The 25,871-nt window shown below is 39.3% G+C and carries 18 protein-coding genes; 12 read left to right on the plus strand and 6 right to left on the minus strand.

Features of this window, described 5'->3' with window-relative positions:
- The first annotated feature begins 11 nt into the window (after positions 1-11).
- The 6 genes from ATS75_RS14960 to ATS75_RS14985 all read left to right on the plus strand — a co-directional run bounded on the left by ATS75_RS14960 (position 12) and on the right by ATS75_RS14985 (position 6,963).
- Positions 12-3,164 (plus strand): type I restriction endonuclease subunit R, EcoR124 family, encoded by a 3,153-nt coding sequence (locus ATS75_RS14960; RefSeq protein ID WP_058561231.1) that lies wholly within the window; start codon positions 12-14, stop codon positions 3,162-3,164.
- Between the two features lie 36 nt (positions 3,165-3,200).
- A complete protein-coding gene (locus ATS75_RS14965) occupies positions 3,201-3,746 on the plus strand; it encodes a hypothetical protein (protein ID WP_058561232.1) in 546 nt (181 codons plus the stop codon).
- A gap of 3 nt (positions 3,747-3,749) precedes the next feature.
- Positions 3,750-4,589: a hypothetical protein gene (locus ATS75_RS14970; RefSeq protein WP_058561233.1), complete on the plus strand. Its 840-nt coding sequence runs from the start codon at positions 3,750-3,752 to the stop codon at positions 4,587-4,589.
- Complete coding sequence (locus ATS75_RS14975) at positions 4,586-5,194, plus strand: DUF4433 domain-containing protein (protein WP_058561234.1); 609 nt, start codon at positions 4,586-4,588, stop codon at positions 5,192-5,194. The genes ATS75_RS14970 and ATS75_RS14975 overlap by 4 nt, the downstream gene beginning before the upstream one ends.
- A 7-nt stretch (positions 5,195-5,201) precedes the next feature.
- A complete protein-coding gene (locus tag ATS75_RS14980; RefSeq protein WP_058561235.1) occupies positions 5,202-6,269 on the plus strand; it encodes a macro domain-containing protein in 1,068 nt (355 codons plus the stop codon).
- A 328-nt stretch (positions 6,270-6,597) separates the two neighbouring features.
- Positions 6,598-6,963, plus strand: a complete 366-nt coding sequence (locus tag ATS75_RS14985; protein WP_058561236.1) for a hypothetical protein — start codon at positions 6,598-6,600, stop codon at positions 6,961-6,963.
- Positions 6,964-6,968: 5 nt separating this feature from the next.
- On the opposite strand, the gene ATS75_RS14990 is transcribed toward ATS75_RS14985, so the two are convergent.
- Together ATS75_RS14990 and ATS75_RS14995 are read right to left on the minus strand one after the other, a co-directional pair.
- A complete protein-coding gene (locus ATS75_RS14990) occupies positions 6,969-8,039 on the minus strand; it encodes an HNH endonuclease signature motif containing protein (protein WP_058561237.1) in 1,071 nt (356 codons plus the stop codon).
- Between the two features lie 70 nt (positions 8,040-8,109).
- On the minus strand, positions 8,110-8,934 hold the full coding sequence (locus ATS75_RS14995) for a hypothetical protein (RefSeq protein WP_058561238.1): 825 nt from the start codon (positions 8,932-8,934) through the stop codon (positions 8,110-8,112).
- A gap of 512 nt (positions 8,935-9,446) precedes the next feature.
- Here ATS75_RS14995 and ATS75_RS15000 point away from each other — a divergent pair.
- On the plus strand, positions 9,447-9,971 hold the full coding sequence (locus ATS75_RS15000) for an SCO family protein (protein WP_058561239.1): 525 nt from the start codon (positions 9,447-9,449) through the stop codon (positions 9,969-9,971).
- 52 nt (positions 9,972-10,023) lie between these two features.
- On the plus strand, positions 10,024-11,592 hold the full coding sequence (locus ATS75_RS15005) for a methyl-accepting chemotaxis protein (protein ID WP_058561240.1): 1,569 nt from the start codon (positions 10,024-10,026) through the stop codon (positions 11,590-11,592).
- Between the two features lie 324 nt (positions 11,593-11,916).
- Here the strand turns inward: ATS75_RS15005 and ATS75_RS15010 are convergent, their stop codons facing one another.
- The 4 genes from ATS75_RS15010 to mnmC all read right to left on the minus strand — a co-directional run bounded on the left by ATS75_RS15010 (position 11,917) and on the right by mnmC (position 16,759).
- On the minus strand, positions 11,917-13,398 hold the full coding sequence (locus ATS75_RS15010) for a methyl-accepting chemotaxis protein (protein ID WP_058561241.1): 1,482 nt from the start codon (positions 13,396-13,398) through the stop codon (positions 11,917-11,919).
- The gene (locus ATS75_RS15015) at positions 13,395-14,216 is read right to left on the minus strand and encodes a substrate-binding periplasmic protein (protein WP_235591194.1); all 822 of its coding nucleotides are present in this window, start codon (positions 14,214-14,216) and stop codon (positions 13,395-13,397) included. Before ATS75_RS15015 ends, ATS75_RS15010 begins: the two co-directional genes overlap by 4 nt.
- A 143-nt stretch (positions 14,217-14,359) precedes the next feature.
- Positions 14,360-14,686: a hypothetical protein gene (locus ATS75_RS15020; protein WP_058561243.1), complete on the minus strand. Its 327-nt coding sequence runs from the start codon at positions 14,684-14,686 to the stop codon at positions 14,360-14,362.
- A gap of 48 nt (positions 14,687-14,734) precedes the next feature.
- On the minus strand, positions 14,735-16,759 hold the full coding sequence (mnmC, locus tag ATS75_RS15025) for a bifunctional tRNA (5-methylaminomethyl-2-thiouridine)(34)-methyltransferase MnmD/FAD-dependent 5-carboxymethylaminomethyl-2-thiouridine(34) oxidoreductase MnmC (protein ID WP_058561244.1): 2,025 nt from the start codon (positions 16,757-16,759) through the stop codon (positions 14,735-14,737).
- Positions 16,760-16,940: 181 nt separating this feature from the next.
- On the opposite strand from mnmC, the gene fabB reads away from it, so the two are divergent.
- The 4 genes from fabB (at position 16,941) to ATS75_RS15045 (ending at position 25,662) form a co-directional block, all read left to right on the plus strand.
- Positions 16,941-18,155 (plus strand): beta-ketoacyl-ACP synthase I, encoded by a 1,215-nt coding sequence (gene fabB, locus ATS75_RS15030; RefSeq protein WP_058561245.1) that lies wholly within the window; start codon positions 16,941-16,943, stop codon positions 18,153-18,155.
- A gap of 109 nt (positions 18,156-18,264) precedes the next feature.
- A complete protein-coding gene (locus ATS75_RS15035) occupies positions 18,265-19,410 on the plus strand; it encodes a 4-phosphoerythronate dehydrogenase (protein WP_058561246.1) in 1,146 nt (381 codons plus the stop codon).
- A gap of 10 nt (positions 19,411-19,420) precedes the next feature.
- Entirely contained in the window at positions 19,421-20,437 is a 1,017-nt protein-coding gene (locus ATS75_RS15040) for an aspartate-semialdehyde dehydrogenase (protein ID WP_058561247.1), read from the plus strand.
- Positions 20,438-20,745: 308 nt separating this feature from the next.
- The gene (locus tag ATS75_RS15045) at positions 20,746-25,662 is read left to right on the plus strand and encodes a FimV/HubP family polar landmark protein (RefSeq protein WP_058561248.1); all 4,917 of its coding nucleotides are present in this window, start codon (positions 20,746-20,748) and stop codon (positions 25,660-25,662) included.
- The last annotated feature ends 209 nt before the right edge of the window (positions 25,663-25,871 follow it).

Here is a 25,871-nt window from a genome sequence, read left to right on the forward strand (position 1 = left end):
CAGTAAAAAACATGACCACGTTTAAAACCGAAGCACAATTTGAGCAGGCTTTTATTGAAGTACTTACCCAAAAAGGGTGGGAAGCTGAAATATTAAAAAATAAAACAGAAGCTGATTTATTACAAAACTGGGCAAATATTTTATTTGAAAACAACCGGCAACAAGACCGCTTGAACGATGTACCGCTTACCAACGGTGAAATTCAGCAGATTATTGAGCAAATAAAAGAGCTTAAAACCCCTTTAAAGCTCAACGGTTTAATTAATGGCAAAACAGTAGCAATTAAGCGTGATAATCCAGCCCACCCTGAACGTTTAGGTAAAGAGGTTAGCTTAAAAATTTATGATCGCCAAGAAATAGCAGCAGGCCAAAGCCGTTACCAAATAGTACAACAACCAAAATTTGAGCGTGGTAGTCCTTTACGTAACGATAGACGCGGCGACGTAGTATTATTAATTAACGGTATGCCCGTTATTCATGTAGAACTAAAACGCAGCGGTATACCGGTAAGCCAAGCAGTAAATCAAATTGAAAAATACAGTGAAGAAGGCGTTTTTAGCGGACTGTTTTCGCTTATTCAAGTGTTTGTAGCTATGGAGCCGAATGAGACTAAATATTTTGCCAATCCAGGCTTAGACGGCAACTTTAACCCCGATTACCAATTTAACTGGGCCGACTTTATGAATGAGCCCAAAAATTACTGGAAAGATATAGCATCTGACTTGTTGTCTATTCCTATGGCGCATCAGTTGATTGGTTTTTATACCGTGGCCGACGATACCGACGGTGTGCTTAAGGTAATGCGAAGCTACCAGTATTATGCTGCTAATGCGATATCCGATAAAGTAGCTAAAACTAATTGGAAGCAAATAAACTCTAATACCGAACGTCTAGGGGGGTATATATGGCATACCACAGGTTCAGGTAAAACCATGACCAGTTTTAAGTCTGCACAGTTAATCTCGCAATCTAAAGATGCTGACAAAGTTATATTTTTAATGGACAGAATTGAGTTAGGTACACAGTCACTTTCAGAATACCGCAATTTTGCTAGCGACGATGAAGATGTACAAGCAACAGAGAATACGGGTGTATTAATTTCTAAGTTAAAAAGTACAGATCCGGCTGAAACGCTAATTGTTAGTTCTATTCAAAAAATGAGTAACGTATTCGAAGCGGTTGATGATGAAGGCACAGCGACTAACTCTGCCGATATTGAAATAATACAAGCCAAGCGTTTGGTGTTTATTATTGATGAAGCGCATCGCTCAACCTTTGGTGATATGTTGATTACCATTAAGCGTACCTTTCCTAGCGCATTGTTTTTTGGTTTTACGGGCACGCCCATCCAAGAAGAGAATGAAAAAAGCGGCAATACCACCAGCACTGTATTTGGTAGCGAATTACATCGCTACAGTATTGCTGATGGGATACGCGACGGCAACGTATTAGGCTTTGACCCTTATAAAGTACCTACTTTTAAAGATAGCGACATAAAAAAAGAGGTGGCTTTAGCCGAAGCAAAAGCAGACTCGGTGGCTGATGCTATGAGTAGCCCCGCTAAAAAGAAAAAGTTTAACCACTTTATGAATGATGTGCTTATGGCAGGCAAAAAAGATGCGACGGGTAAGTACCATAAGGGTATTGAAGATTATGTGCCTAAAAGCCAATACTTAACAGATGCCCACCAAGAAAAAGTGGTAAGCGACATTTTAGACAAATGGGATGTGCTAAGCCAGGCTAATAAATTTCATGCAATTTTAGCTACTAACAGTATTGCTGAAGCCATTGACTACTACCGCCGTTTAAAAGCGGCTAAACCAGAGCTTAAAATATCAGCACTTTTTGACCCGAATATTGATAATGACGGTAGCGGTGATCGTGGACCGACCTTTAAAGGTGATGGCTTAGACGAGATTATGGCTGATTATAATGCACGTTATGGACAAGACTTTGACTTTGCAAAACATGGTAAGTTTAAAAAAGATTTAGCCGCACGTCTTGCTCATAAAAGGCCCTATAAGCGCATACACACAGAGCCAGAAAAACAGTTAGATTTACTAATAGTGGTAGATCAAATGCTGACAGGCTTTGACTCTAAGTGGCTTAACACCTTGTATTTGGATAAGGTGATTAAATATCAAAATATTATTCAAGCCTTCTCACGCACTAACCGCTTATTTGGGCCAGATAAACCACACGGTATTATTCGTTACTACCGCTATCCACACACCATGGAACAACACATTAACGATGCAGTTAAACTCTATTCAGGGGATCGCCCCATAGGCTTGTTTGTTGACCGCTTAGAAAGCAACCTTGAAGCGATGAACACAATAGCAGCAGATATAACAGAGCTATTTGAAAGTGCTAACGTTGAAAATTTTGAAAAGCTACCCGAAGATCTTGAAGCCTGCGCTAAGTTTGCAGATTTATTTAAAACCTTCAACCAGCACTTAGAAGCAGCAAAAGTGCAGGGCTTACACTGGGAAGAGCTTACGCACACTTTTGGTGACAATAATGAGCGTGAAGTAACGCTAGCAGTAGACGAACAAACCTACTTGACCTTAGTACTACGTTATAGAGAACTTGCTGGCTCAGATGGTGGTGGCGGCGCTGGTGGCGGCGAAGTACCTTTTGATATTAGCGGTTACTTAACGGAAATTGATACCGGTAAAATCGATACCGACTATATGAACAGTCGCTTTGATAAATATTTAAAAGAACTGGATCAAGGCCAGGATAAAGCTAGTGTTGAGCGTACGCTTAATGAACTACATAAGTCGTTTTCATCGCTCACTCAACACGAGCAAAAGTACGCTAAATTGTTTTTGCACGACTTACAGCGCGGTGATGCTAAGTTAGTAGATGGCCATAGTTTTAGAGATTACATAAACGATTACCAAAACAGCGAAGAAAACAAAAAAATTAACGAATTAGTTGATGATTTAGGTGTTGATAAATCGCTTTTAATTGAGCTAATGAGCAGTGTAATTAATGAAAAAAACATAAACCAATTTGGCCGATTTGATAACCTAAAAGCGACAGTTGATATTATTAAAGCTAAAGCATACTTTGAGGGTAAGGATGGTAGTAGTATTCCTCCTTTTAAACTAAGAATAAAGGTAGATAAGCACCTACAAGACTTTATTTTAGAAGATTAAGCTTTTAATTTTGCCAACAGAAAAGGATTAAGTTGAATGAATTTGCTATTTAGATTGCTACTCACATTTAATGCTACCTCGTTACTGGTGATTATTTTTTTAGTACAAAAAGCTTATACCTTAGGACACTTCTTTGATAATTGTACGTTCCTTGTGGAAATGCACAACATGGTGTCTTACGGGCTTTATTTTACAGTGCCCGTTATTTTTACAGGGGTGAGTATCTATTTAAGTCGATACCTAGGTAAGGACGACTTTAAAGTTGGTCAAGTTATAGATATGGAGCACGCAAATAATAGTTTCTTGCCGAGCTATTTGGGTTACTTTTTTGTTGCCTTAAGCATTATGAACTGGGAAACCTTGTTTTTTGTTTACGGTGTTTTATTCGTTTTTACATTTTTATCGCAGGCCTTATATTTTAATCCTCTTTTTTTACTGTTTGGGTTTGAGTTTTACAATATAAAAACTAAAAGTGGTGGAGCAATCTTTTTGATCAGCAGACATGAATACAAAACCGCTGATGAAATAATTATTAAGGAAGCTCACCGAATTAATAATTACACATTTATTGAATGGAGATAGTTGATGGATCACGTACTAGCTAAAATAAAAGGACATGGTAAAAGGAAAATTTTTAAACTTATATCAGAAAAAACGCTGTTTAATAAGCTGTTCGTTACAGATGAGGCCTGCGTTGACTATGCTCCTGATCATAATTTGGATGAGGATTCATGGTTTAAAATTGATAACTTTAGTAAGCAATCATATTGCCTTGATATATTGAAAAAGGAATTTGACTCAAAGGACTATTTTGACCTTTCAAAAGATAAGTTTAGTAGTATTAATTTATTATTAGCCATTCAAGCGGGTGATTTCTATTTTCAAAAAATAACACCTTCTTTATTTGTTACAAGGAAGATGATTGCTTTTGGTGAGGCTGCGGAAATTGAAAGTACTGAAAGGCGTTTAGTAGTTAATGAGTTTGCTGATGCTGTGTACTTTAAAGAAAAAGATAGATTAGTTTTTCGAAGCCTCGCCTCTATATCGAGTGTTTTTAAAGGTATCGATGTGCTTTACAAAGAAGCGACCAATGAAGAAGTTGAAAGCTTTCTTGAAGAAGATTTTATAGAGCTTTCAGGCGATTTTAGTACCAAAAAAGTATCGAAGCCAAATCGCAAGAGAGTCGCTTTAGCTATGGACACTCTTGCTACTATGGCTGCTGAAGATAGAGACCAAATGTGTTCTTATATTCATAGCTACTGTGAGCAAAAGCTTAAGTTTGATAAAGATAACAGTAAATTTGAAGTAACAACTGATGATGAATTAAAGTACTTGTTATATGGTATCGAACAACGCTTTTATACAACACCGTTAGGCCATGAAAGACGTTTAGCTAACTCGGTACAGGCTATGGACTTATTATGACGGTCAAAGTCTCGCACATTACACATATTGATAACTTGGCTAGTATTTTAGGTCAAGGTTGTCTATGGTCTGACGCTAAACGTATTGAGCTTGGCTTGGTTAACCAAAATATTGGTTATAGTCATATTAAGCAACGCCGTTTAGTTCGCCCTGTAAAAGTGGCTGCGGGTGGTACGATTGGCCAGTATGTGCCGTTTAACTTTTGCCCGCGTTCAGTCATGTTGTATGTGATTCATTGTGGACATGACGACTTTGACGGTGGGCAAGATAAGGTATTACACTTAATTAGCGACACAGAAACAGTGCGTCTGGGAAACCAACATTGCTTTTTTACAGATATTCATGCTGACTTAGACTATGCAGAGCAAATTGATGATTTTACGCGTATTAATGAGTTGGATATTAAGCGCATTATTAATGAACGCTATTGGCAGGACTTTAAAGAAGAAAAACAAGCTGAGTTTTTAGCGTTTGAATCTGTACAATGGACAGTTATTCGCCAAATAGGCGTAAAAACACAAGATGTTGCTAATGAAGTAAATATGCTACTTCAAAATGCGCAGCATAAACCTGAGGTCGTAGTTAGGCCGCAGTGGTACTACTGAGGTTAAGATGATTACTTATCAAACAGGCAATATTTTACATGATCAAGCTGATGCTATTATCAATACAGTCAATACTGTAGGGGTAATGGGTAAAGGGCTTGCTTTGCAGTTTAAAAAGGCCTTTCCTGATAACTTTAAAGTATACAAAAAAGCCTGTGATGATAAAAAACTGGTAACAGGTGAAGTGTTAACCGTTGAGCTTAACTCTATTAATGCACCATTTTATATTATTAACTTTCCTACTAAAGCGCACTGGAAAGGTCGCTCTAAGCTTGAATATATAGAGCAAGGGCTGAACAGCCTAAAAGCTGAAGTGAAGCGATTAGGGCTTAAATCAGTCGCCTTACCAGCACTGGGAAGCGGCTTAGGGGGCTTAGATTGGGATGCTGTTGATTCACTTATACACAACTCTTTAAGTGAATTGCCAGATGTTGAATGGCGTGTGTACCCACCACAAAATGCACCAACGGCCCAGGCGATGCCTAATAAAACTAAAAGACCTGAAATGACGCTAGGCAGAGCCGCTGTACTTGGGTTGATAGAGCGTTACATATCTACAGGGTTTGGGTATCGTTTGTCTTTATTGGAAGTGCAAAAGCTCGTTTACTTTTTAACAGCGGCAGGTGAGCCTTTAAATAAAGTTGTATTTAAAAAACATCATTATGGCCCTTATGCTGATGTGCTGCGCCATGTGTTAGATAAAATGGAAGGTCACTTTATTAGCGGTTATGCAGATGGCATAAACAAGCCAGATACGCCAATTGTGCTTAAAGATGATGCGGCTATTGAGGCGCTTAATTATTTGCAAGCATGCCCTGAAACAAAACAGCGGTTTGATAAAGTCGCTAGGCTAATAGAAGGGTTTGAGTCGCAAAACGGTATGGAATTACTTTCAACTGTGCACTGGGTTGCAACGAATGAGCTAAAAGCCAATAACATTACTGATGAAGTGCTTATTAATACAGTACATAGCTGGAATGCAAGAAAGTCGAAAATGAAGCCAGCCCATATTCTTGCTGCTTGGAACAAGCTAAAAAAAGAAAATTGGTTAAGCCTACAGGCACAAATAGCCTAGGGCTATTTTTAAAGGGAAAGCTTTTTTATATATAAAAATATAGAAGATAAGGGCTGAATCCACCCTAATAAGGATGCATTTTAAAGGGCTATAAAGTTTAATAAATGTTAGAGAACCTTTAAGTTAGACTTTTGATGAAAATATAAAGTTGCTCCAAAGGAGGGTTTTGAGCTAAACCTTGATAGTTGTATTCAAGTGAAAGAGCTACCAAAAGTTCCTGTCATATTGATACGGACTCTAGCACGACAAGTTGGTTATCAGACAACACATGTATCTGCACTAATATCGATTGGTGGAGGGGTAAGCTTCATTTAAAATAGAGGTGCGAATGAGTAAAGAACTTGTAAAAGAATACCAAGCTAATATTCCTTATACGGACGATTCTGCGCTTGGGCATGCAGCAGATATTGCTGTTCATTGTATTGTTATGAACTATGGTGAAAAGAGAGCAGTTATAACAAATGTCGCAAGAAAGCATAAAGTAAGCGCATCGGAATTAAAGGTATTAATTGATGTTGCTATGCCTATTGAATTTTTTATTTTAAGAGCTGCGAAGGCTAAAAAGCGCCACGAAGCAAGTTTTTATAAACCAGAACCAATTGAACCTATCTCTGAGAGTAAAAGGGATAAAGGGATGCAAGCAATAAGCGGCATTAGAGAGAAAATTGCAAACAGCAAAAATAATGCCTCATAGCTTGTCTAGTTAATACTACTTTCTAAGAATAGCATTAATTCATCTCTTAAATTAGCTCCCTCAAAACTATACTTTTGCCAATCAAATTGATGTGCTTGAGTATGATGCTTTGAACAAAGTACGAGTAAATTGTCAGGAGCATGAAGCTTTTCTGGCTTAATTGTTCGAATTGACCTAGGAATTATATGATGAATTTCAGGTGCTTCGCATTTTAATGGACAAGATTTTAGTTCGCATTTGTCGATATTTCTGCCACTTTCTAATAGTATTTCTCTGAGCTGTTTCGTTGTTATGTTTGTGTGTTTAGTAATTTCAAAATTACTTAAAATTGAATTTATGAATTCATCGTGTGAGTCAAAATGCATTCTGAACCAATGGCTGCTGATACCATAAAATGCTAAATCTCTAGATCTTAGGAAATATCTACTATTAGATATGGCTTTTAGACTCTCTGGTGATAGATGCATTTTATCTTCAATTACCCAAATAGCAGCATTAATTAGATTCTTTCTGCCTGTTTTCCCTTTGAAATAGTCATTAGTTTTCGAATGCCTAAATTGGAAAGGTTTATATAAAGAAGGGTAGGCTTCGCATACAAGAAATGCGATAGCTGAAAAAGATTTATAATAGCTGTCTTTTGCTTTCAGAACTGTAGCAAATTTAATGCAATGATAAAGATCCGCTTCAAAAAATTCCTTACTTGTTATAGACCTAGGTAAAAAGTCATCTAGAGTCAATTTTAATTTATCTTCTATCAGCCACTTGGTTTTAGAAATAACGTCGTCTAAAGTTATTATTGATGAATTTGAGCTTTTATTAGATAGCTTACATCTGATTAGCTGTTCTAGCTGCGTTTTTGTTACTCCAAGCTGTTGCCTTATTTCAGATAACGGGACCGTATTAATTTTTTCATTTATATATTCGAGTTCAAAAGGTTGTATATCTTTACATATCCCTCTTTTACGAATTAACTGCATAAATTTAATAGGGCTTAAATTAAACTTGCTTGCTAAAGCTGGAATTGGGTATTTTTTCCAATTGAGCTCAACGAACTCATAATTGATATTTTCTTCCATTATTTTGCCTCTTTATATTCCTATTATTAGAAACTGTAATTTAAATTGATTATAGTTTAGACGATGTAATTTACCTATTTGCATAATACACTTTTACCGCAGATGAAGTTTTTGGCGGCCAAACTTGGTTTGTCATGTAGCTATTGAAGTTAGAGATCCATTTCAAAACGGCTTCAGAGGTTTCGCTAAACGGCTGGAGTTGTGCCCTTAGTTCTGGTGTGTTTTGGATGTGCTCATTGGTTTTATCTTTTATCATTTTTGCAGCACGGGCTTGGCTATGCTTTGAATTCATATAGTTATTTTCGTATTCCCTTAAAACAAAAAACACAACTTCTTTTTGTTTAAGAGCTTTGTTTTGACCACCTTGCCTGCCGCGTTCAATAGCTTGGGCATTTAAATATTTTAGCCCACCTATTTTTTCAAGTTGAATTTGTGTTTGCTCGCGAATCATAATTTCAATTCGTTTTGCTTTTATGGCTAATCCCAAGTTTGGAATTCCCAGCCCTCTTAGTAAATCACCCGCATAATCAAAAATGTCTAAATTATTATGGTTAAGTTCATTTGCACCTAGCTTTGCGTCAGCTTCACGATACTCTTCAATAACTTGTAGTATGGTGCTTTCTTCTTGTAATACAGCTACAGAGTCCGTTTCTACGTGCCCAAGATAAGTTGTTACAGCGTAATTAATGAATTCATCAACCATTTTATTAAAGACGTTTGTTGCTGCTGTTAAATTATCGAGTTGTTGTATTTCCTCTACTAAATAGTTTTCAAGTTCATCCCGCACTAAATTTGTAAAAAAGGCATCAGGATTTTCTATATCTAAAGGGTGAACGAGTTGACCATCAATATAAATACTCTCAATTTCATTTGCAGTTGGTTGATCACTTGCCATAAAAACACCTCATTATGAAAAAATACACGGCTTAAAATTGCTGTAAAAAGCATAAATATTGCTTTGAATAGGAACAGCATCTATAATCTTCAAACATACACGATAATATACAACTGCTGAAAGTATTATTTGTTATTTTTCATTTACTTAAAGGGCTTCAGACGGCGGTTCATATCCCTTTCCGACAGCGAATTGGTAGTACCACAGCCAGTACCATAAGATGAAATTTAAAATATCGTTATCTCTTTAATAACATAGGGTTATTTGGTTGATTGGGCTTCCCCCAGCTCCACCAATATCGGTTTTTAAATTCGTTAGTTTAAAAACCATAAAAACCCACAAATTGAGTAATCAATTTGTGGGTTTTTTTATGGCTGAAATTTGAGTCAAGTAACAAGTTTATTTCGGTAATTTTAAACGAACCATAGTAATTCCTTTGTCAAAACTTGTTAAATCTAGTTAATAGGTCGATAGTGTAGTTAGCACTGCTTTTAGTTTAAATGAACAGCTGTATGAGTTTACACAAAATATTATCCGGGTTGGTTTTATGGCTTCTGTTAATTATTGTTATATTTGGCTTCCCTTTCATTCCATTTAATTTAGATAAAAAAATGGATACACCTTTCTTAAGTCAACACGGTAGCGACAATGCATTAATTTTTTTTGGGTTTCAGGGGTGTGGTGATGTCTGCCCTACGACTTTGATAACGCTTAAACAGTTACTTAATCGGCAGGAAAACACCTCTCTGTGGCCACACGTTATTTTTGTTGATATTGATGTTAGTAGTAATTCAGAAGATGCATCACGATTCGCTAAACAGTTCCACACCTCATTTACTGGGCTGCATATTCCGGCAGAGGAACTAAAAGCAATATCGACTGAATTTGGCTTAAATATTAAGCAGGAAGGGAGTCAGATTTCACATTTTGGTAGAACGTATTTGTTAAGGCGAAACGCGAGCGAATGGCGGTTAGTTAAAATTTATAATCCTGATAGCCTTTCATTAACAGCACTTCAAAGCGAATTATATGATTAATGAGCGCAGCATTTCATTTATTAGTAAAATTGTTTTTAATTAGGAAAACAACATGTTTAAAACATTATTTGCCTACTATGACAGCGAAATATCTGACGACTTAAAACAAACATTTGAATCTGATTTTAAATTGGCTGATAAAATACTTTTGCTCTCCGTGATTGTGTTCTCTTTCAGTGTTGCGTTCATTACCTCCTTTCAATACGGTTATTTTACGTTAGGTATTATCGGTGGCGCGGTTGTTTCTATTATTTGTTTAACTGCTTATAAAACAATCAAAGGCACTTTACTAAGTCGAGTTATAATGGCCACTTCACTTGCAGGTTTACTCACTATAACAGTGCAGCAAGCGAATGGCTTGGGCGAAGGGCATTTCCTATTTTTTGTTGGTTTTACTCTTTTGATTCGTTATAGGGATATTGTTCCTTTACTTATTTTTGTTTTAACTGTTGTTTTACATCATATTCTGTTTACTTATTGTCAGAGCATAGGTGTTGAATTGTTTGGGCAACCCATCAGCATTTTCTCTTGGGGGGAGCAAACTGCATGGGGAATCATGACCCCATTTATCTACCATGTGTTTTTTGCTATTTTAGCCCTGATTATTTCTACATATTATATTTATGAAGGAAACAAACAATTTGTAGAGGCTAATTTAGTTATTAGTGCGGTTAAAAAGGCCGCGGGTGGAGATTTGTCTTGTGAAATTGAGAACTCAAATAATGATTCATTATTGGTTGATCAATACAATCATTTTTTAATGCGGTTAAGAGATACGTTTTCTCAATTAAACAGCGTATCTACCCATTTATCCACACAGTCAACGGGCGCAATAAACTCAGCTCAAAGTCTTGCTAATCAAGCTGGCGAACAAAAAGGAGAGGTTGTTCAAGTTGCAACAGCTGTTACGCAAATGTCATCCGCAACGCATGAAATTGCAAGTAATGCAGAGCAAACAGCCACAGCCTCAAATGATACCGTTAAAATTAGTGAAGAGGGTGGAGAAGTCGCGAACGTTTGTCAGCAATCAATCACGCAGTTGGCAAAGGAAGTCTCCAATGCATCTGAGGTGATTTCTGAATTAGAGCGCAACAGTCAACAAATTAGTGGTATTGTACAAACCATTAGTAGTATTGCAGAACAAACGAACCTGCTTGCATTGAATGCCGCGATAGAAGCGGCTCGAGCTGGCGAGCAGGGGAGAGGTTTTGCCGTCGTTGCAGATGAAGTGAGGGTTTTATCGCAGCGTACCCACAGTTCCACACAAGAAATTACAGCCATGATATCACTATTACAATCGAGCACAGAGTCAGCGGTAAAAACAATGAGCGAGTGTCATTCATTGGCTAACAAGAGTGTGTCTGATGCTGAAAAAGCGACACAGGGTTTTGCAAATATAAAAGACTCTATAAGAAATATATCGGATATGGCAACGCAAATAGCTACTGCAGCAGAAGAGCAAGCATCGGTTACTGAGGAAATAATGAAAAATACAAATGCTATTAACGAAGTGTCAGAGCTATTTCTTCTTGAGGCCAAAAGAGGCTTAGATGAATCTACTGAACTGCAGGAGCAATCTAAGCAGATCAGTTTATCTATTAGTTATTTTAAATATAGTTAGATGCTGAGCATAAAATTATGATTTTGTGACGAATCAGTTGTTAGTTATTACTGTAGCCAACTTTGCGAAAGTTGGCATTTACATAAAAGCCGAAGATACATTTAAATTCATTCAAGGTTTAAAAAACACATAGTCTTTTTACTTACTCGTTATTCGGTATATTTTTAAAGGGCAAACAACAAACGATTTTACCTTTGTGTCTCCATTACAAAGCTATAAAAAACCGCCTTATAGCGGTTTTTTATAGGATAAATTTAAATGAGTTCAATTTGATAAAATAAAAAGGCGACGTTTAATATCGTCTTATTATGTCTTGGTAAGGCGTTAGTATTTAAAAAGACCCAATTTTTCAACGATACCTTTTTCTAGCTCATTTAACTGCTTTATTGTGCCGTCAAGTTGTTCAGCCTCTTGAGCCAATGATTTTGCCCCATGATTTATTTTTTCCATTGTAGATAAAATACCTTCAGTGGTGCATGTTTGCTGCTCTGAGCTGGCGGCTATTCGCTCGTTCATTAAGTTTATTTCATCGACTTGCTCTGCAATATTACGGAAAACATGTTGGCTTTGTTCATTGGCTTGGATGACCTGGCTGCTAAGGCGTTTACTTTTTTGTGATGCTTTCACGCATTCACTGGCGTTGGTTTGCAATGCGCTAATGATGTTCTCGATTTCAGAGGTGGAATGGTACGTTTTACTCGCCAGTGCCCTTACTTCGTCTGCAACAACAGCAAAGCCGCGGCCAGACTCGCCAGCTCTTGCAGCCTCAATAGCGGCATTAAGGGCAAGTAAATTGGTTTGCTCGGCTATACTTTTTATTACATCAAGAACCTGGCTTATTTCACTGCTGCGGCTGTCAAGTTGCTCAACCACACTCGATGTATGGTCTAACTGATTTTCAAGCTCATGAATTAGAGTGCTGTTATTACCCATACTTAACTGACCCTCTTGGCACAGGGTCTGTACTTTTGTGGTTTGATCGGCCGTTTGTGTCGCGCCAAACGCAATTTCTTTGGTGGCTTCACTTAGTTGACTCAGCGATGATGTAGCAGCATCGGTGAGTGCGTATTCTTGCTCAGCTTCGCATTTTGAACGCACGGTTGCTTCGTTGACGGAACCTGCAATGACCTCTAGTTCAGTGGCTGTTATACCAAGGCTGGCAATAATTTGTTGTACTTCGTTAATAAAGCGATTAAACCCTGCTACTAAGTAACCAATTTCATCACTCGATTGATAGTTAATACGTTGGGTTAAGTCGCCGCCACCGCGCACCAGCTCATCAACTAATTGGTTTACACCAACAATCGGTTTAATAATGATAAAGCGACACACGTAAATAATGGTTACACCGAGTAGTAAAAATGAAATAGCTAAAGTAAATACCATGGTTTGAACTGCATTGAAAATGCCTTTATTGAGCTCGTCTTGGCTGTATTCTATATTTATAGTGCCAATTTTTTGTTCTGAAACAGACAGGGGTAACTGATGAACGATCGCGTTTTTTGCACTAACAAGTTGACCTACGTTGCCTAAAAGTTTATTGCGATGATCCACGACTTCAATATGTTGAATATTATGGTTTTTAGCAAAAGCATTAATAATTTGCGCAATCAGTGGCTTATCGTATGAGAAAACAGGCTCAGCCAAAATGACAGTTAGTTGTTGATCCAGTGCGGTGATGTTTTCTTGCCATTGCGCTGTTTCACTATTTTTTAGTAAGTAATAGTTAACACTCACAACAAAGCCAAAAATGACAACGAGACAAATACTCAGCGCGAAAGTTATTTTGTATTGTAATGATTTCATTGTGTTGTTGTACTCTCATTAAGTGGATCGAACCAAAGCTCTGTACGAGACAGGGGAGTTATTGAACTTAAATTAGGGTTGCTTAGCGGGATAATAATTCGTTGTTTTAAGCTGGCTTTTTTCAAAACCATTTGTACTTGGCTGTCGCTGAAAAACATGTTGTTAAAGCTGCCATCGTTGATCATCTTATTTAACGATTGCGTCAGTTTTTGTGCAAGTTGCGTGTTTTCTTTGGCAACAAAGAAATACAATGGCGCGGTGTATTTTAATAGTACATAGGGATCTACGGTTAGATTTAGATCTTGATAACGGGCAATTTCATCCCAGGGTTCATTTACACCACGAGGAAAATAATCGAAACGATCACCTTCCAGCATAGGAAACAAGTTTGGGTATTTTAATGTGGTGACTACATTCAGGCCGTTTTCTTTTAAAATGGTTGTGTCAGGCCATGTTTTTCCTTGTCCTGCGGTTAATTTTTTTAGATCAGAGAGGTTAGCGACATGTTTAAACAGCTCGACATTTTTTTGTTTAACTATCGCTAAGCGCATACCAAGAAGCCCTCGAAATAAAGGGATATAAATGGCTTGATAATCCTTTTCCAAAGCTTGCGATGTCATGCTCCACATGACATCAAGTTGACCGTTTTTAACATCATTTAAAATGCGGGCGTTTGATATGTCTTTATCGCTTTCATATGGATGAACGTAATCTAGGTTGGCTTTATGGAGAGCCTCTATGAGTAATTTATGCGGTAAAGAGGTATCGCCAGAATAGCTTTGTAATTTAATGGGCGCTGAAAAGCTTAAAAAACTCACGCAAAGCAAGAAAGTTGAGAGTAAATAATACATAAAAACCGTGTTGTTATAATTGTGTTAATTACAAACTACGGTTGTTTCAATCACAGCTCAACTGTTTGTTTTATGCATACGTATTCAATATTCAGACGAGTCGAATAAAGCTATTTAGTGATCATTATGGCAATATGTGTTTTGTAATCACGCTCAAGTAGGCTGATACGAACCGTTTGATCTTTGATGGAATAATACAAGGTAGAATAGCTTGTGTTATGGCGATTTAAATCAGGTTTGCCAAGTTGTTGGTTATAAAACGTGACAATCTCTGACATAGTTTGTGCTGAGTAGCCTGTTTGTACCAGTGGGTATTTATTATCAACGTGCATTATTACTTTATAGTCCAAGGGAACAGGTACTGAACTGAAGTTTGCTGCGCTTGGCCATACCGCACATGCCATAGCGGTAAATAGAAAGGGTATTACTTTACTCACAGTTATTCCTTATAAATTGGATAGCCATTTCCTTAAGGCTATATGCTATTAGATTTTATTGCGTATTAGATCACGGACAATAAATCGGCCAGGGTGAATCGCTTGACTGACTCGTTCGCTCAAAGGGCTAGGTTCGCCATTTAAATGGCTAATTAAATGTTCTGCGGCTAAGGGAGCGCTGCATAAACCTCGGGCGCCAAAGCCCGTTAATATATGTAATCCTTGTTGTGACTTTTCAAGGGGGTGATATTGATATCGCTTGCCTTGGCGTAAATTTGCAAATGCTTTCGTGTAGTCGGCTTGCTCTGTCCATTCACCTGCCATAGGCAAGTGATCAATAAAACTGCATCTTACAGCGGCTTTGGCATTGCTTATATCACCTAGGCTTGTTGCAAATTCGCTGTTGCCATAAAAATGAAGTAATTGCTCACGGTTCGTTTTATTATCTTGTTCGGTAACAGCTCGGCTTTTTGAGTTTTTTTCAAAGGTCGCGCCCATGCAATGATGGCCCAAGTAGGCGGGAGTAAAGTAGCCTTTGTGGCATAAAACGGTTTTAAGCTTATTAGAGGCAGGGCTCGCTTGTACATGCGATACTTGTCCGCGTACCCCAATAATTGGCAGTGCGGTTGTTTGAGCAAAACGATCGCTGTGTTCGCCCGCACAGATAATCACATCTGAAAAAGGACCGTATTGTTTATCGCCACTTTTTAGTAACCACCCATTAGGGTTTTTTTCAAGCGTGTCGATATCGCAGTTAAAGTGGCTGTTAATGCTTGCTAGTGAGGTTGCTTGGTTAAAAAGTGCTTTTACAAGTTGTGGTGGATTAACCCAACCAGCTAAAGGGAAATACACACCAGCATACCCGGCTTTAATTCCCGCGATGTCATCTGCTTGTTCGGCCGTCACAGTATGCATTAACTCCTTTGGCCACAGCTGTTTCGTTTCAATATTTTGTTGACGCTCAGCTAATGGTTGTTTTACGGCATGTTGCAACACACCGCACCATTGATGGTCGTAACTAAAGCCATTATTAGTTAATTGTTGATACAAACGCTTTGCATATAAAAAACTGTGCGCAAAAAACTCGCTGTGAGGTGAGTTTTTTGCTTGTAAATGTGGATAAACGGCACCTTGTACATTATGGGATGCGCCCATTGCCAATTGTTCATCCTGACAAAATAGCTGACTGTTTATACCTCGTTTAGCTAAGCTATACATTACAGCGCTGCTAGCAATACCGCCGCCGATGATGGCAACATTGGTCAACGCACTGGCATCGTTTGCATAGTAGGGGGGAGCGGAATGCGCTTTGTTTGACTGTGGTAGTGTGCCTATCAGCATTTCTCGTTTTCGGCCAAAGCCTCTGGCTTTTTTCATTTCAAAGCCTGCCTCAGCTAATCCCCTTCGGACAAAGCCTGCGGCTGTAAACGTTGCCAAAGTGGCGTTTGAGCGTGAAATATCAACCATTAATTCAAATAGTTGTTGTTGCCACATATCAGGGTTTTTACTCGGTGCAAAACCATCTAGATACCATGCATCTACGACTCCTGAATGTGAATAACTCATGTTATTTATAGAGTCTTGTACATCACCAAAGTATAAATCAAGAATTATGCGGCCACTATCAAACTCTAGGCGGTGGCACCCGGCTAAATTAATAGGGTAGTGCGTAAGTAACTGGTTACTATAATGGGCTAAGTCAGGCCATGCTTGCAGTGCTTGGGCAAGGTCTGCGCGTTTTAAAGGGTATTTTTCAAACGAGATGAAATGTAAGCGTTTTACCGTTTTACCTTGTTTTGTGGGAACTTTATTTTGCTCAGGTTGCCTATTAGCCAAATGAGCGTTAAATTGCAGCCACGTATTGAGAAAGTTTAGCCCTGTGCCAAAACCTGTTTCAGCAATAACAAAATGCGGCTGGTCATGATTTTGTAATCGGGCTGGGATATCATTTTGCTGGTAAAACACGTAATCGGATTCAGCTAATCCATTGTCGTTAGAAAAATAGACGTCGTCGAAGTTATCCGCAACAGGAGTGCCTTGGCTATTAAAGTGTATATCAGCGTGTTTTATCATGGCCTGCAATTAATTAATGTGTACTTTTTTTCATTATTTTACGTGTTTTCTTTGAAATAGTCTGGCGTTATTTATAAGCTATGCATTCAGAGTACATGTGTACGCTAGAAAGCTGACCACTTAGTTATAAAATTCAGCGTAAAATAGATCACAATTTAGTATCAAGCTAAGGTAATTACCCATGAGAAGAGCCGTTATTACGGGCATCGGTGTTGTATCAAGCATCGGCAACAACAAAGAAGAAGTATTAGAATCGTTAAAAACTGGTAAAAGCGGTATTGCTTTTAACCAAGAGTTTGCAGATTACAAGTTACGCAGTAACGTATCTGGTAAAATTGATATTGACGTCAAAGAGTTTGTTGATCGTAAAGCTATGCGCTTTATGGGCGATGCAGCTGCTTATTCATATATCTCAATGGCACAAGCAATCGAAGATGCTGGTCTCAATGAAGAGCAGGTTTCAAATGAGCGCACAGGTCTTTTAGTGGGTTCAGGTGGTGGTTCATCAAAATGGCAAGTAGAAGCGGCTGACATTTTACGTGAAAAAGGCGTGAAACGTGTTGGCCCATATATGGTACCGCGTACAATGGCGAGTACGACTTCAGCATGCCTAGCAACGCCTTTCAAAATTAAAGGTGTTAACTATTCAATTAGTTCTGCGTGTGCTACATCAGCACATTGTATTGGCCATGCTGTTGAACAAATCCAACTTGGTAAGCAAGATGTTATTTTTGCTGGTGGCGGTGAAGAACTACACTGGACGCTTGCAATGGAATTTGATGCAATGGGCGCGTTGTCTACTAAATACAATGAAACACCAGAAAAAGCATCACGTACGTATGATGCAAACCGAGATGGTTTTGTCATCTCAGGTGGTGGCGGTATTGTAGTCGTTGAAGAGCTAGAGCATGCACTAGCACGTGGTGCACATATTTATGCCGAAATTACAGGTTACGGTGCAACGTCTGACGGTTTTGACATGGTTGCTCCATCAGGTGAAGGCGCGGTACGTTGTATGCGTCAAGCAATGCAAGATCTGGAAGGCGGCATTGATTACTTAAATACGCATGGCACATCTACTCCGGTTGGAGATGTTAAAGAGTTAGGCGCTATTCAAGAAGTATTTGGCGGCAATTCACCAATGATCAGCGCAACTAAGGCGATGACAGGTCATGCACTGGGTGCAGCTGGTGTTCATGAAGCTATTTTCTCACTGCTAATGCTTGAACACGGTTTTGTAGCCCCTTCAATTAACATTGATGAGTTAGATGAAAAAGCTGAAGGCCTTAACATTGTGACTGAGCGTAAAGACGTTGAGTTAAACACGGTTATGTCTAATAGCTTCGGCTTTGGCGGAACGAATGCCACACTTGTAATGAGTAAATACAAAGGTTAATTTAAGCCCTACCTATTTTGAAGCCGAGCAAATTGCTCGGCTTTTTCGTTTGTGCAACAAGGCCGTTGTTCGTTACAATGTTTCTTCTTATTGATAATCGAGCTCATTAATGAAAATACTTGCTGATCAAAATATGCCTTTAGTTGAACAATACTTCGCTGAGCTAGGAAGTGTAGAACGTTTTGATGGCCGTTCTTTAAAGAGTGAGCAATTAATTGATGTTGATGTGCTCTTAACGCGCTCTGTCACGCAAGTTAATGAACTGCTATTAGAGAAAGCGAATAAACTAAAGTTTGTTGGCACGGCTACAATAGGTGTTGATCATATTGATACCGATTTACTTAATCAACGAGACATAACATTTACCAGTGCCCCTGGTTGTAATGCGGTGGCCGTAGCTGAATATGTATTGAGCAGCTTGTTCGCTTTGATGCAAGAAAATGCATGCACACTTGAAGGCAAAACGATTGGTATTGTTGGGGTAGGAAGTATTGGTAGTTGTTTACGTAAAAAGCTGTCTGCATTAAATGTCACCGTATTACTGTGCGACCCACCTAAACATGACGCAGGGTTATTAGACGAACATTGTGATTTGGATAGGCTGCTTGCACAATCAGATATCGTGACATTTCATGTACCATTAGTAAAAGAAGGAATTTACAGTACGCTGCACTTAATGAATGAAGCGCGTTTGAAGGAACTAAAAAGTGGCGCTATTTTGATTAATGCCAGCCGAGGTGATGTTATTGACAATCACGCTTTGCTTGAGGTTATGCAAAATGGTGCAAACCTAGATTTGGTACTCGATGTATGGGAAAACGAGCCCTCTATTTTGACAGAGTTACTAGATTACGTGCGTTTTGCGAGTGTTCACATAGCAGGCCATACACTTGAAGGTAAAGCGCGTGGAACACAAATGCTTTATCAAGCTTTGTGCCAATTAGAGGGACTAGAGGCCGATAAATCGTTAGCTGACTTTTTACCTCAGCCAAGCTTTTCTGAGGTCACCCTACGAGATACGTTCAATTACAGCGATTTAGGCCAGTTAATTCATCTAGTTTATGACGTGCGTCGTGACGATGGTATTTTGCGTGGTCATTTAGCTGAGCAAGGTTTTGATAGTTTAAGAAAGAACTATCCAGTTAGACGCGAATTTAGCACTATCTCTATCAATGCGGCAGGCACAAATGTGTCAATGCTGTCAGCACTTGGATTTAATAGTTTAAACAGTGGCCATGACGGCGACTGTTATTAGAGGAACAAACATGTCACAAAAATACAATGTTGCCATATTAGGCGCTACTGGCCTTGTGGGCCGTCAGATAATTGAAACACTTGAAGATCGTAAATTCCCTGTTGATCAGTTATTTTTATTGGCCAGCAGTCGCAGCGCTGGCGAAGACATTAAGTTCCGCGGTGAAAATATTGAAGTACAAGATGTCGCAGGGTTTGATTTTAGCCAAGCACACATAGGGTTATTCTCGGCGGGTGGCAGTGTGTCTGAAAAGTATGCGCCAATTGCAGCGGATGCAGGCTGTGTGGTTATTGATAACACATCGCATTTTCGAAATGACTTTGAAGTCCCACTAATCGTGCCTGAGGTGAACGCAGCAAGCTTGGCTGACTTTAGAAACCGTAATATTATCGCAAACCCTAATTGTTCAACAATCCAAATGATGGTGGCACTAAAGCCTATTTATGATGCTTATGGCATTGACCGAATCAATGTATCTACCTATCAAGCTGTTTCAGGTGCGGGTAAAGAAGCGGTTGATGAGTTAGCTAAGCAAACGGCAAACTTGATGAATGCGCGCCCGATGGAGAACGCTGTATTTTCTAAGCAGATTGCATTTAATGTAATCCCACAAATAGACACTTTCGAAGAAAACGGCTACACCCGCGAAGAAATGAAAATGGTCAATGAAACACACAAAATTTTGGGTGATACTACGATTGCGGTAAACCCGACCTGTGTGAGAGTGCCTGTATTTTTTGGACACTCAGAAGCTATTAATATAGAAACACGCATGCCTTATGATTTTGAGCACATCAAACAGTTATTAAATGATGCTCCAGGACTTGAGCTTATTGAAGATGCGGGGGATTACCCAACACCTGTGTCTGATGCAAGTGGTAACGATACTGTTTATGTTGGTCGTTTGCGCCAAGATATTTCACACCCACATGGATTAAATATGTGGGTTGTTAGCGACAATACTCGTAAAGGTGCTGCCACAAACAGTGTACAAATAGCTGAAGAGCTAATTGCTAATTACCTATAATCGTTATTTTAAGCGGCATCTTTGCCGCTTTTAACTTTTTACTGCCAAATAATTGCCGCATCATGGCTAAAAGCGTATAAACTTAACTACAATAATAAAAACTTCTGTCAGCGTAAAAAGTTTAAGCTATTTAGTATCAAAGTCTTGTAATAGAAATTACAATGTAACTGGTTTATAGTTTGCAAATGGAATAAAGCTTGCAGGAAAATCTAATTAACTATTTATGTGCGCTATTTCTGTAAGTAATAGCCAATGTTTAAGCGCTAATTAATAGTGCTGCGTTAACATTTAAACATTAAAGGATCAGCATGCGCGGTTTAGCAATACTTCTTTTATTAGCGTCTGCATTGGTGGTAACACCAGTCTACAGCCAAGATGGTGGTCAGCTTAAGGGCCCTAAAGGCGTTGACTACGGCCTTCAAGGACGTTCAATTGGCCCAATTAAGCCAACAGACACGCTATGGCGGATAGCTGCAAAAGTACGCCAGGATAATTCTGTTAGTATTTACCAAGTCATGCAGGCCTTGTATGAGAAAAACCCTAACTCATTTTTAGATCAAAACCTCAACCACATGCGCGATGGCGCATACTTAAAAATCCCTACGTTAGCTGAAATCCGCAGCATAAACCCTGAGCTCGCTAAACAACGCTCAGAGCAAGACGATGAACTATGGGAAAAGAAAAAAAATGGCACATTGACTAACAGTGAAATTATTGCATCGCAAAAAAAAGTAACGCAGGCGCGCAAGATTGATGTGGATGATGCAAAGCAAGAGCTAAAAAATGAAATAAACTCTATAAAAACTGAGCAGGGCACTCAACTAGTCGAACTACAAAACCAATTTAAATCCTCAGTTGAAAATGTTGAAGAAATCTTAGTTGAAAATAATAAATTAAAAGCTCAGCTGACCGGTATTTCAAAAGAATTAGAAAATGTTCGCAATCAGTTAGGTCAAGACAGTGAAATTCAACAGCAATTAAAAGAGCTCATAGATAAACAGAATGAGATCATAGAGCAACAAAAAGCAAAAAAGCAGGAAGAGGAGAGTGAGTTTGATTTTGGCGCATTGCTAGAAAACCCATTTGTCCTCATTTTACTGATGACAATTCCAGCCCTGTTGATTATTTTTGCTGTTGTTATGTTTTTACGTAAACGAGCGAACCAAAAAGAAGAAATCAGCGACGATGATGAGTTTTTACCACAAAGCCCCGTACAAGATGATGAACCCGACTTAAGCCCTTCACTTGACCCAATTATTCCAGACCCAGTCGAAGATGATCTAAACGATTTGAGCGTGCAACTCGATGATGACCTTGACGACGACATGCTACCGGATAATGACGATATTATTTTTGATGACAATATTGATGATTCATTTGATGATAGCGACAGTTTGTTAGGTCAAGATGAGCTAGATGGTCTACTTGGTGATGATATTGTCTTTGATGATGAAAAAGCGGAAGGCCAGGATGATGAGCTAGACGTTTTTTTACAACAAGATTTTGACCAAACGGATGATAGTTTATCAGATGATATTGACTCAGCAGATAATGATGGCGACATATTAAGTGCAAGTGATCTTGACGACTTATTTGCAAATGATGAGTCTCAAGAGCAAAACAAAGAGCAAGCATCGACTGATCTTAGTGATGAAGATGAAGATGATGATTTTGATATTGACTCTTTAATCGATGAACAAAGTTCAGCCCCAGAGAATGAGTCTTCAAATGATGAGTTTGATTTAGATGATATTGACGGTTTAATTGATGATGCAGCGCAAACAGATAGCGAAGCAGAGCAGCCGGCAGAGTTAGCTGAAGAAGAAGATGAGTTTGATTTAGATGATATTGACGGTTTAATTGATGATGCGGCGCAAACAGACAGCGAAGCGGAACAGCCGACAGAGTTAACTGAAGAAGATGAGTTTGATTTAGATGATATTGACGGTTTAATTGATGATGCAGCGCAAACAGATAGCGAAGCGGAACAGCCGACAGCGTTAGCTGAAGAAGAGGATGAGTTTGATTTAGATGATATTGACGGTTTAATTGATGATGCGGCGCAAACAGACAGCGAAGCAGGGCAGCCGACAGAGTTAACTGAAGAAGATGAGTTTGATTTAGATGATATTGACGGTTTAATTGATGATGCAGCGCAAACAGATAGCGAAGCGGAACAGCCAGCAGAGTTAGCTGAAGAATATGAGTTTGATTTAGATGATATTGACGGTTTAATTGATGATGCGGCGCAAACAGACAGCGAAGCGGAACAGCCGGCAGAGCTAGCTGAAGAAGTAGATGAGTTTGATTTAGATGATATTGACGGCTTAATTGATGATACGGCGCAAACAGATAGCGAAGCGGAACAGCCAGCAGAGCTAGCTGAAGAAGAGGATGAATTTGATTTAGATGATATTGACGGTTTAATTGATGATGCGGCGCAAACAGATAGCGAAGCGGAACAGCCGGCAGAGCTAGTTGAAGAAGTAGATGAGTTTGATTTAGATGATATTGACGGCTTAATTGATGATACGCCGCAAACAGATAGCAAAGCGGAACAGCCAGCAGAGCTAGCTGAAGAAGAGGATGAATTTGATTTAGATGATATTGACGGTTTAATTGATAATGCCGAACAAACGGACAACGAAGTTGATGAACCAACAGAGCTTGCTGAAGAAGATGAATTCGATTTAGATGATATCGATAATTTAATTGATGATGAAATTCAATCAGGTCAAGACGATCAGAATGCTAGTGAAGTGCCAGTAAACGAGCATAGCTCAGAGCTTGATGAAGCATTAGCTGATTCAATGGAAGATTTATCAGGTGTTGAAGATGAATTAAATATTGATGATGTTGAAAATATAGCTTCTTCTTTGACCGATGAACCTGTTTTTGAGGCAGAACCAGAACTCGAAGAAGAACCAGAGCCAGAGCCAGAGCTTGAAGCTGAACCAGAACTCGAGGCTGAGCCAGAACTCGAAGTTGAACCAGAGCTAGAAGCTGAACCAGAACTCGAAGCTGAGCCAAAGCTTGAAGCTGAGCCAGAATTCGAAGCTGAGCCAGAACTCGAAGCTGAGCCAGAACTCGAAGCTGAGCCAGAACTCGAAGCTGAGCCAGAACTCGAAGCTGAGCCAGAATTCGAAGCTGATCCAGAACTCGAAGCTGAGCCAGAACTCGAAGCTGATCCAGAACTCGAAGCAGAGCCAGAGCTTGAAGCAGAGCCAGAGCTTGAAGCTGAACCAGAACTCGAAGCTGAGCCAGAACTCGAAGCTGAGCCAGAACTCGAAGCTGAGCCAGAGCTTGAAGCAGAGCCAGAGCTTGAAGAAGAGCCAGAGCTTAAAGCTGAACCAGAACTCGAAGCTGAGCCAGAACTCGAAGCTGAGCCAGAACTCGAAGCAGAGCCAGAACTCGAAGCTGAGCCAGAACTCGAAGCTGAGCCAAAGCTTGAAGCTGAGCCAGAACTCGAAGCAGAGCCAGAACTCGAAGCAGAGCCAGAACTCGAAGCAGAGCCAGAACTCGAAGCTGAGCCAGAGCTTGAAACTGAACCAGAGCTTGAAACTGAGCCAGAGCTTGAAACTGAGCCAGAGCTTGAAGAAGAGCCAGAGCTTGAAACTGAGCCAGAGCTTGAAACTGAACCAGAGCTTGAAACTGAGCCAGAGCTTGAAGAAGAGCCAGAGCTTGAAGCAGAGCCAGAGCTTGAAGAAGAGCCAGAGCTTGAAGCAGAGCCAGAGCTTGAAGCAGAGCCAGAGCTTGAAGCAGAGCCTGAGTTCGGAGAGGACGATGCCTCAAATGTTTCTATGGACGAAGAAGACCTGCTTGATGAATATGACGATCCTTCTTTAAAAAGCGTTGATGAATTACTTAATGAGTTACAGCAAGAAGATGATTATGTTGCTGATCCGCAATGGTCTTCATTAGATGAACTTAATGATGATATTGAGGAAGTTGAGATAGATCTGGGTGATGATCCACTCGATGAAGAGGGTATTTCAACGGATATAGATTTAGAAGTTGAAGATGAATCACCAGAAGCTGAAGATGTAATTCCGAGTCAAGAACTCGAGGAGTACCCAGAACTTGAACTTGATTTTGACGATTTAGACTCAACGCAAGTTGATGTTGAGTCACCACCTAGTCAAACTGAACAAGATCTTGCTAAAGCCATGTCCGGTGAACAAGAGATTGATAATTTAGAACATGATCTCGATGATGAACAGTTAATTGAAGATGACTTCATTAGCGACCACGTGTTAGATGATGGCATTGATGCATCAGAATCAGCTTCAGAATTAGCCCCACCTATTGAGCCAGAAGCCAATAACACTCTTGATGAAGAGCTAAGCGATGTTCAAGAAATAAGTGATATTGGAAGTGACGTAGACGATTTAATTGATGATTCAATTGAGGAAAGTGTTCCTGAGGTATTACCACAAGATAAAGCACTCGATAATACAGAATTACAATTAAGCCAAGCTGAGCAAGATTTGGCAGACGCAATGTCCGCGGAAGAAAGTGCCGATACATTAGAAAATGATTTTGACGATGACCCTTTAATTGGGGATGAGTTATTGGCTGACGATGGAGTGTTGGAACCTGTATTTGACGCTCAGCTAGACGGCCTCAATGATGAGCGGCTGGACGAGACACCTAATGTTGCCACTGAGCTTGAAAGCAGCATTGATGAAACAAACTTATCAGATGATGAGCTTGATGATGACTTTATGGCGGATCTCACGCAGACGGATTTTGATGCGTTACTTAGTGAGTTAGCAGAGCCTGAGCCTTTGAATATTGAAGACAGTGATGAATTTGATGTTGATTTTGAGGCTTTACTCAGTGAAGACTTAACCGAGTTGGATGAATTAACAAGTGTCCCAAGCGACTCCGAAATTGAACAAACTGATACTCAAGCTACCGCAGATGATTTCGTCGATATTGATGCTTTAATAGAGCAAAGTGATGAAGCAAACCCAGATCATGAACCATATGACGACATTGATATGGATGTTGGGCTAAGTGAATATGATGCGTTATTAGCGGGTGATAACCCTACAGATGTTGATTTAGAAAGTGGTGGCTATTCCGCCAAGTTGGATTTGGCGCGAGCGTATATTGAGATTGATGATATGGATTCAGCCCTTGATGCAATAGAAGATGTCATAGCGAATGGTCCTGAAGAAGTGCAGCAAGAAGCGCAGAGTTTGAAGGCTAAACTAGTTTGATAGCAATTAATTTATATACCGAAGCCACCTCAAGATACAGAATTTGGCGTTTCACAGTGGCTTAATATCAAGGCCATTCTTTACAAGAATGGCGGTCTCCCTTTTAAGAAGTAACAACGATGAGAGTAAGTACCAGTGGAATTCCCAATGGGTTGGTTTAAAAGCAACTAATACTGCGTTATTGATTTTAACAAGGGAATTACCATTAT

The organism is Pseudoalteromonas sp. H105 (assembly GCF_001469215.1).
GTDB lineage: Bacteria > Pseudomonadota > Gammaproteobacteria > Enterobacterales > Alteromonadaceae > Pseudoalteromonas.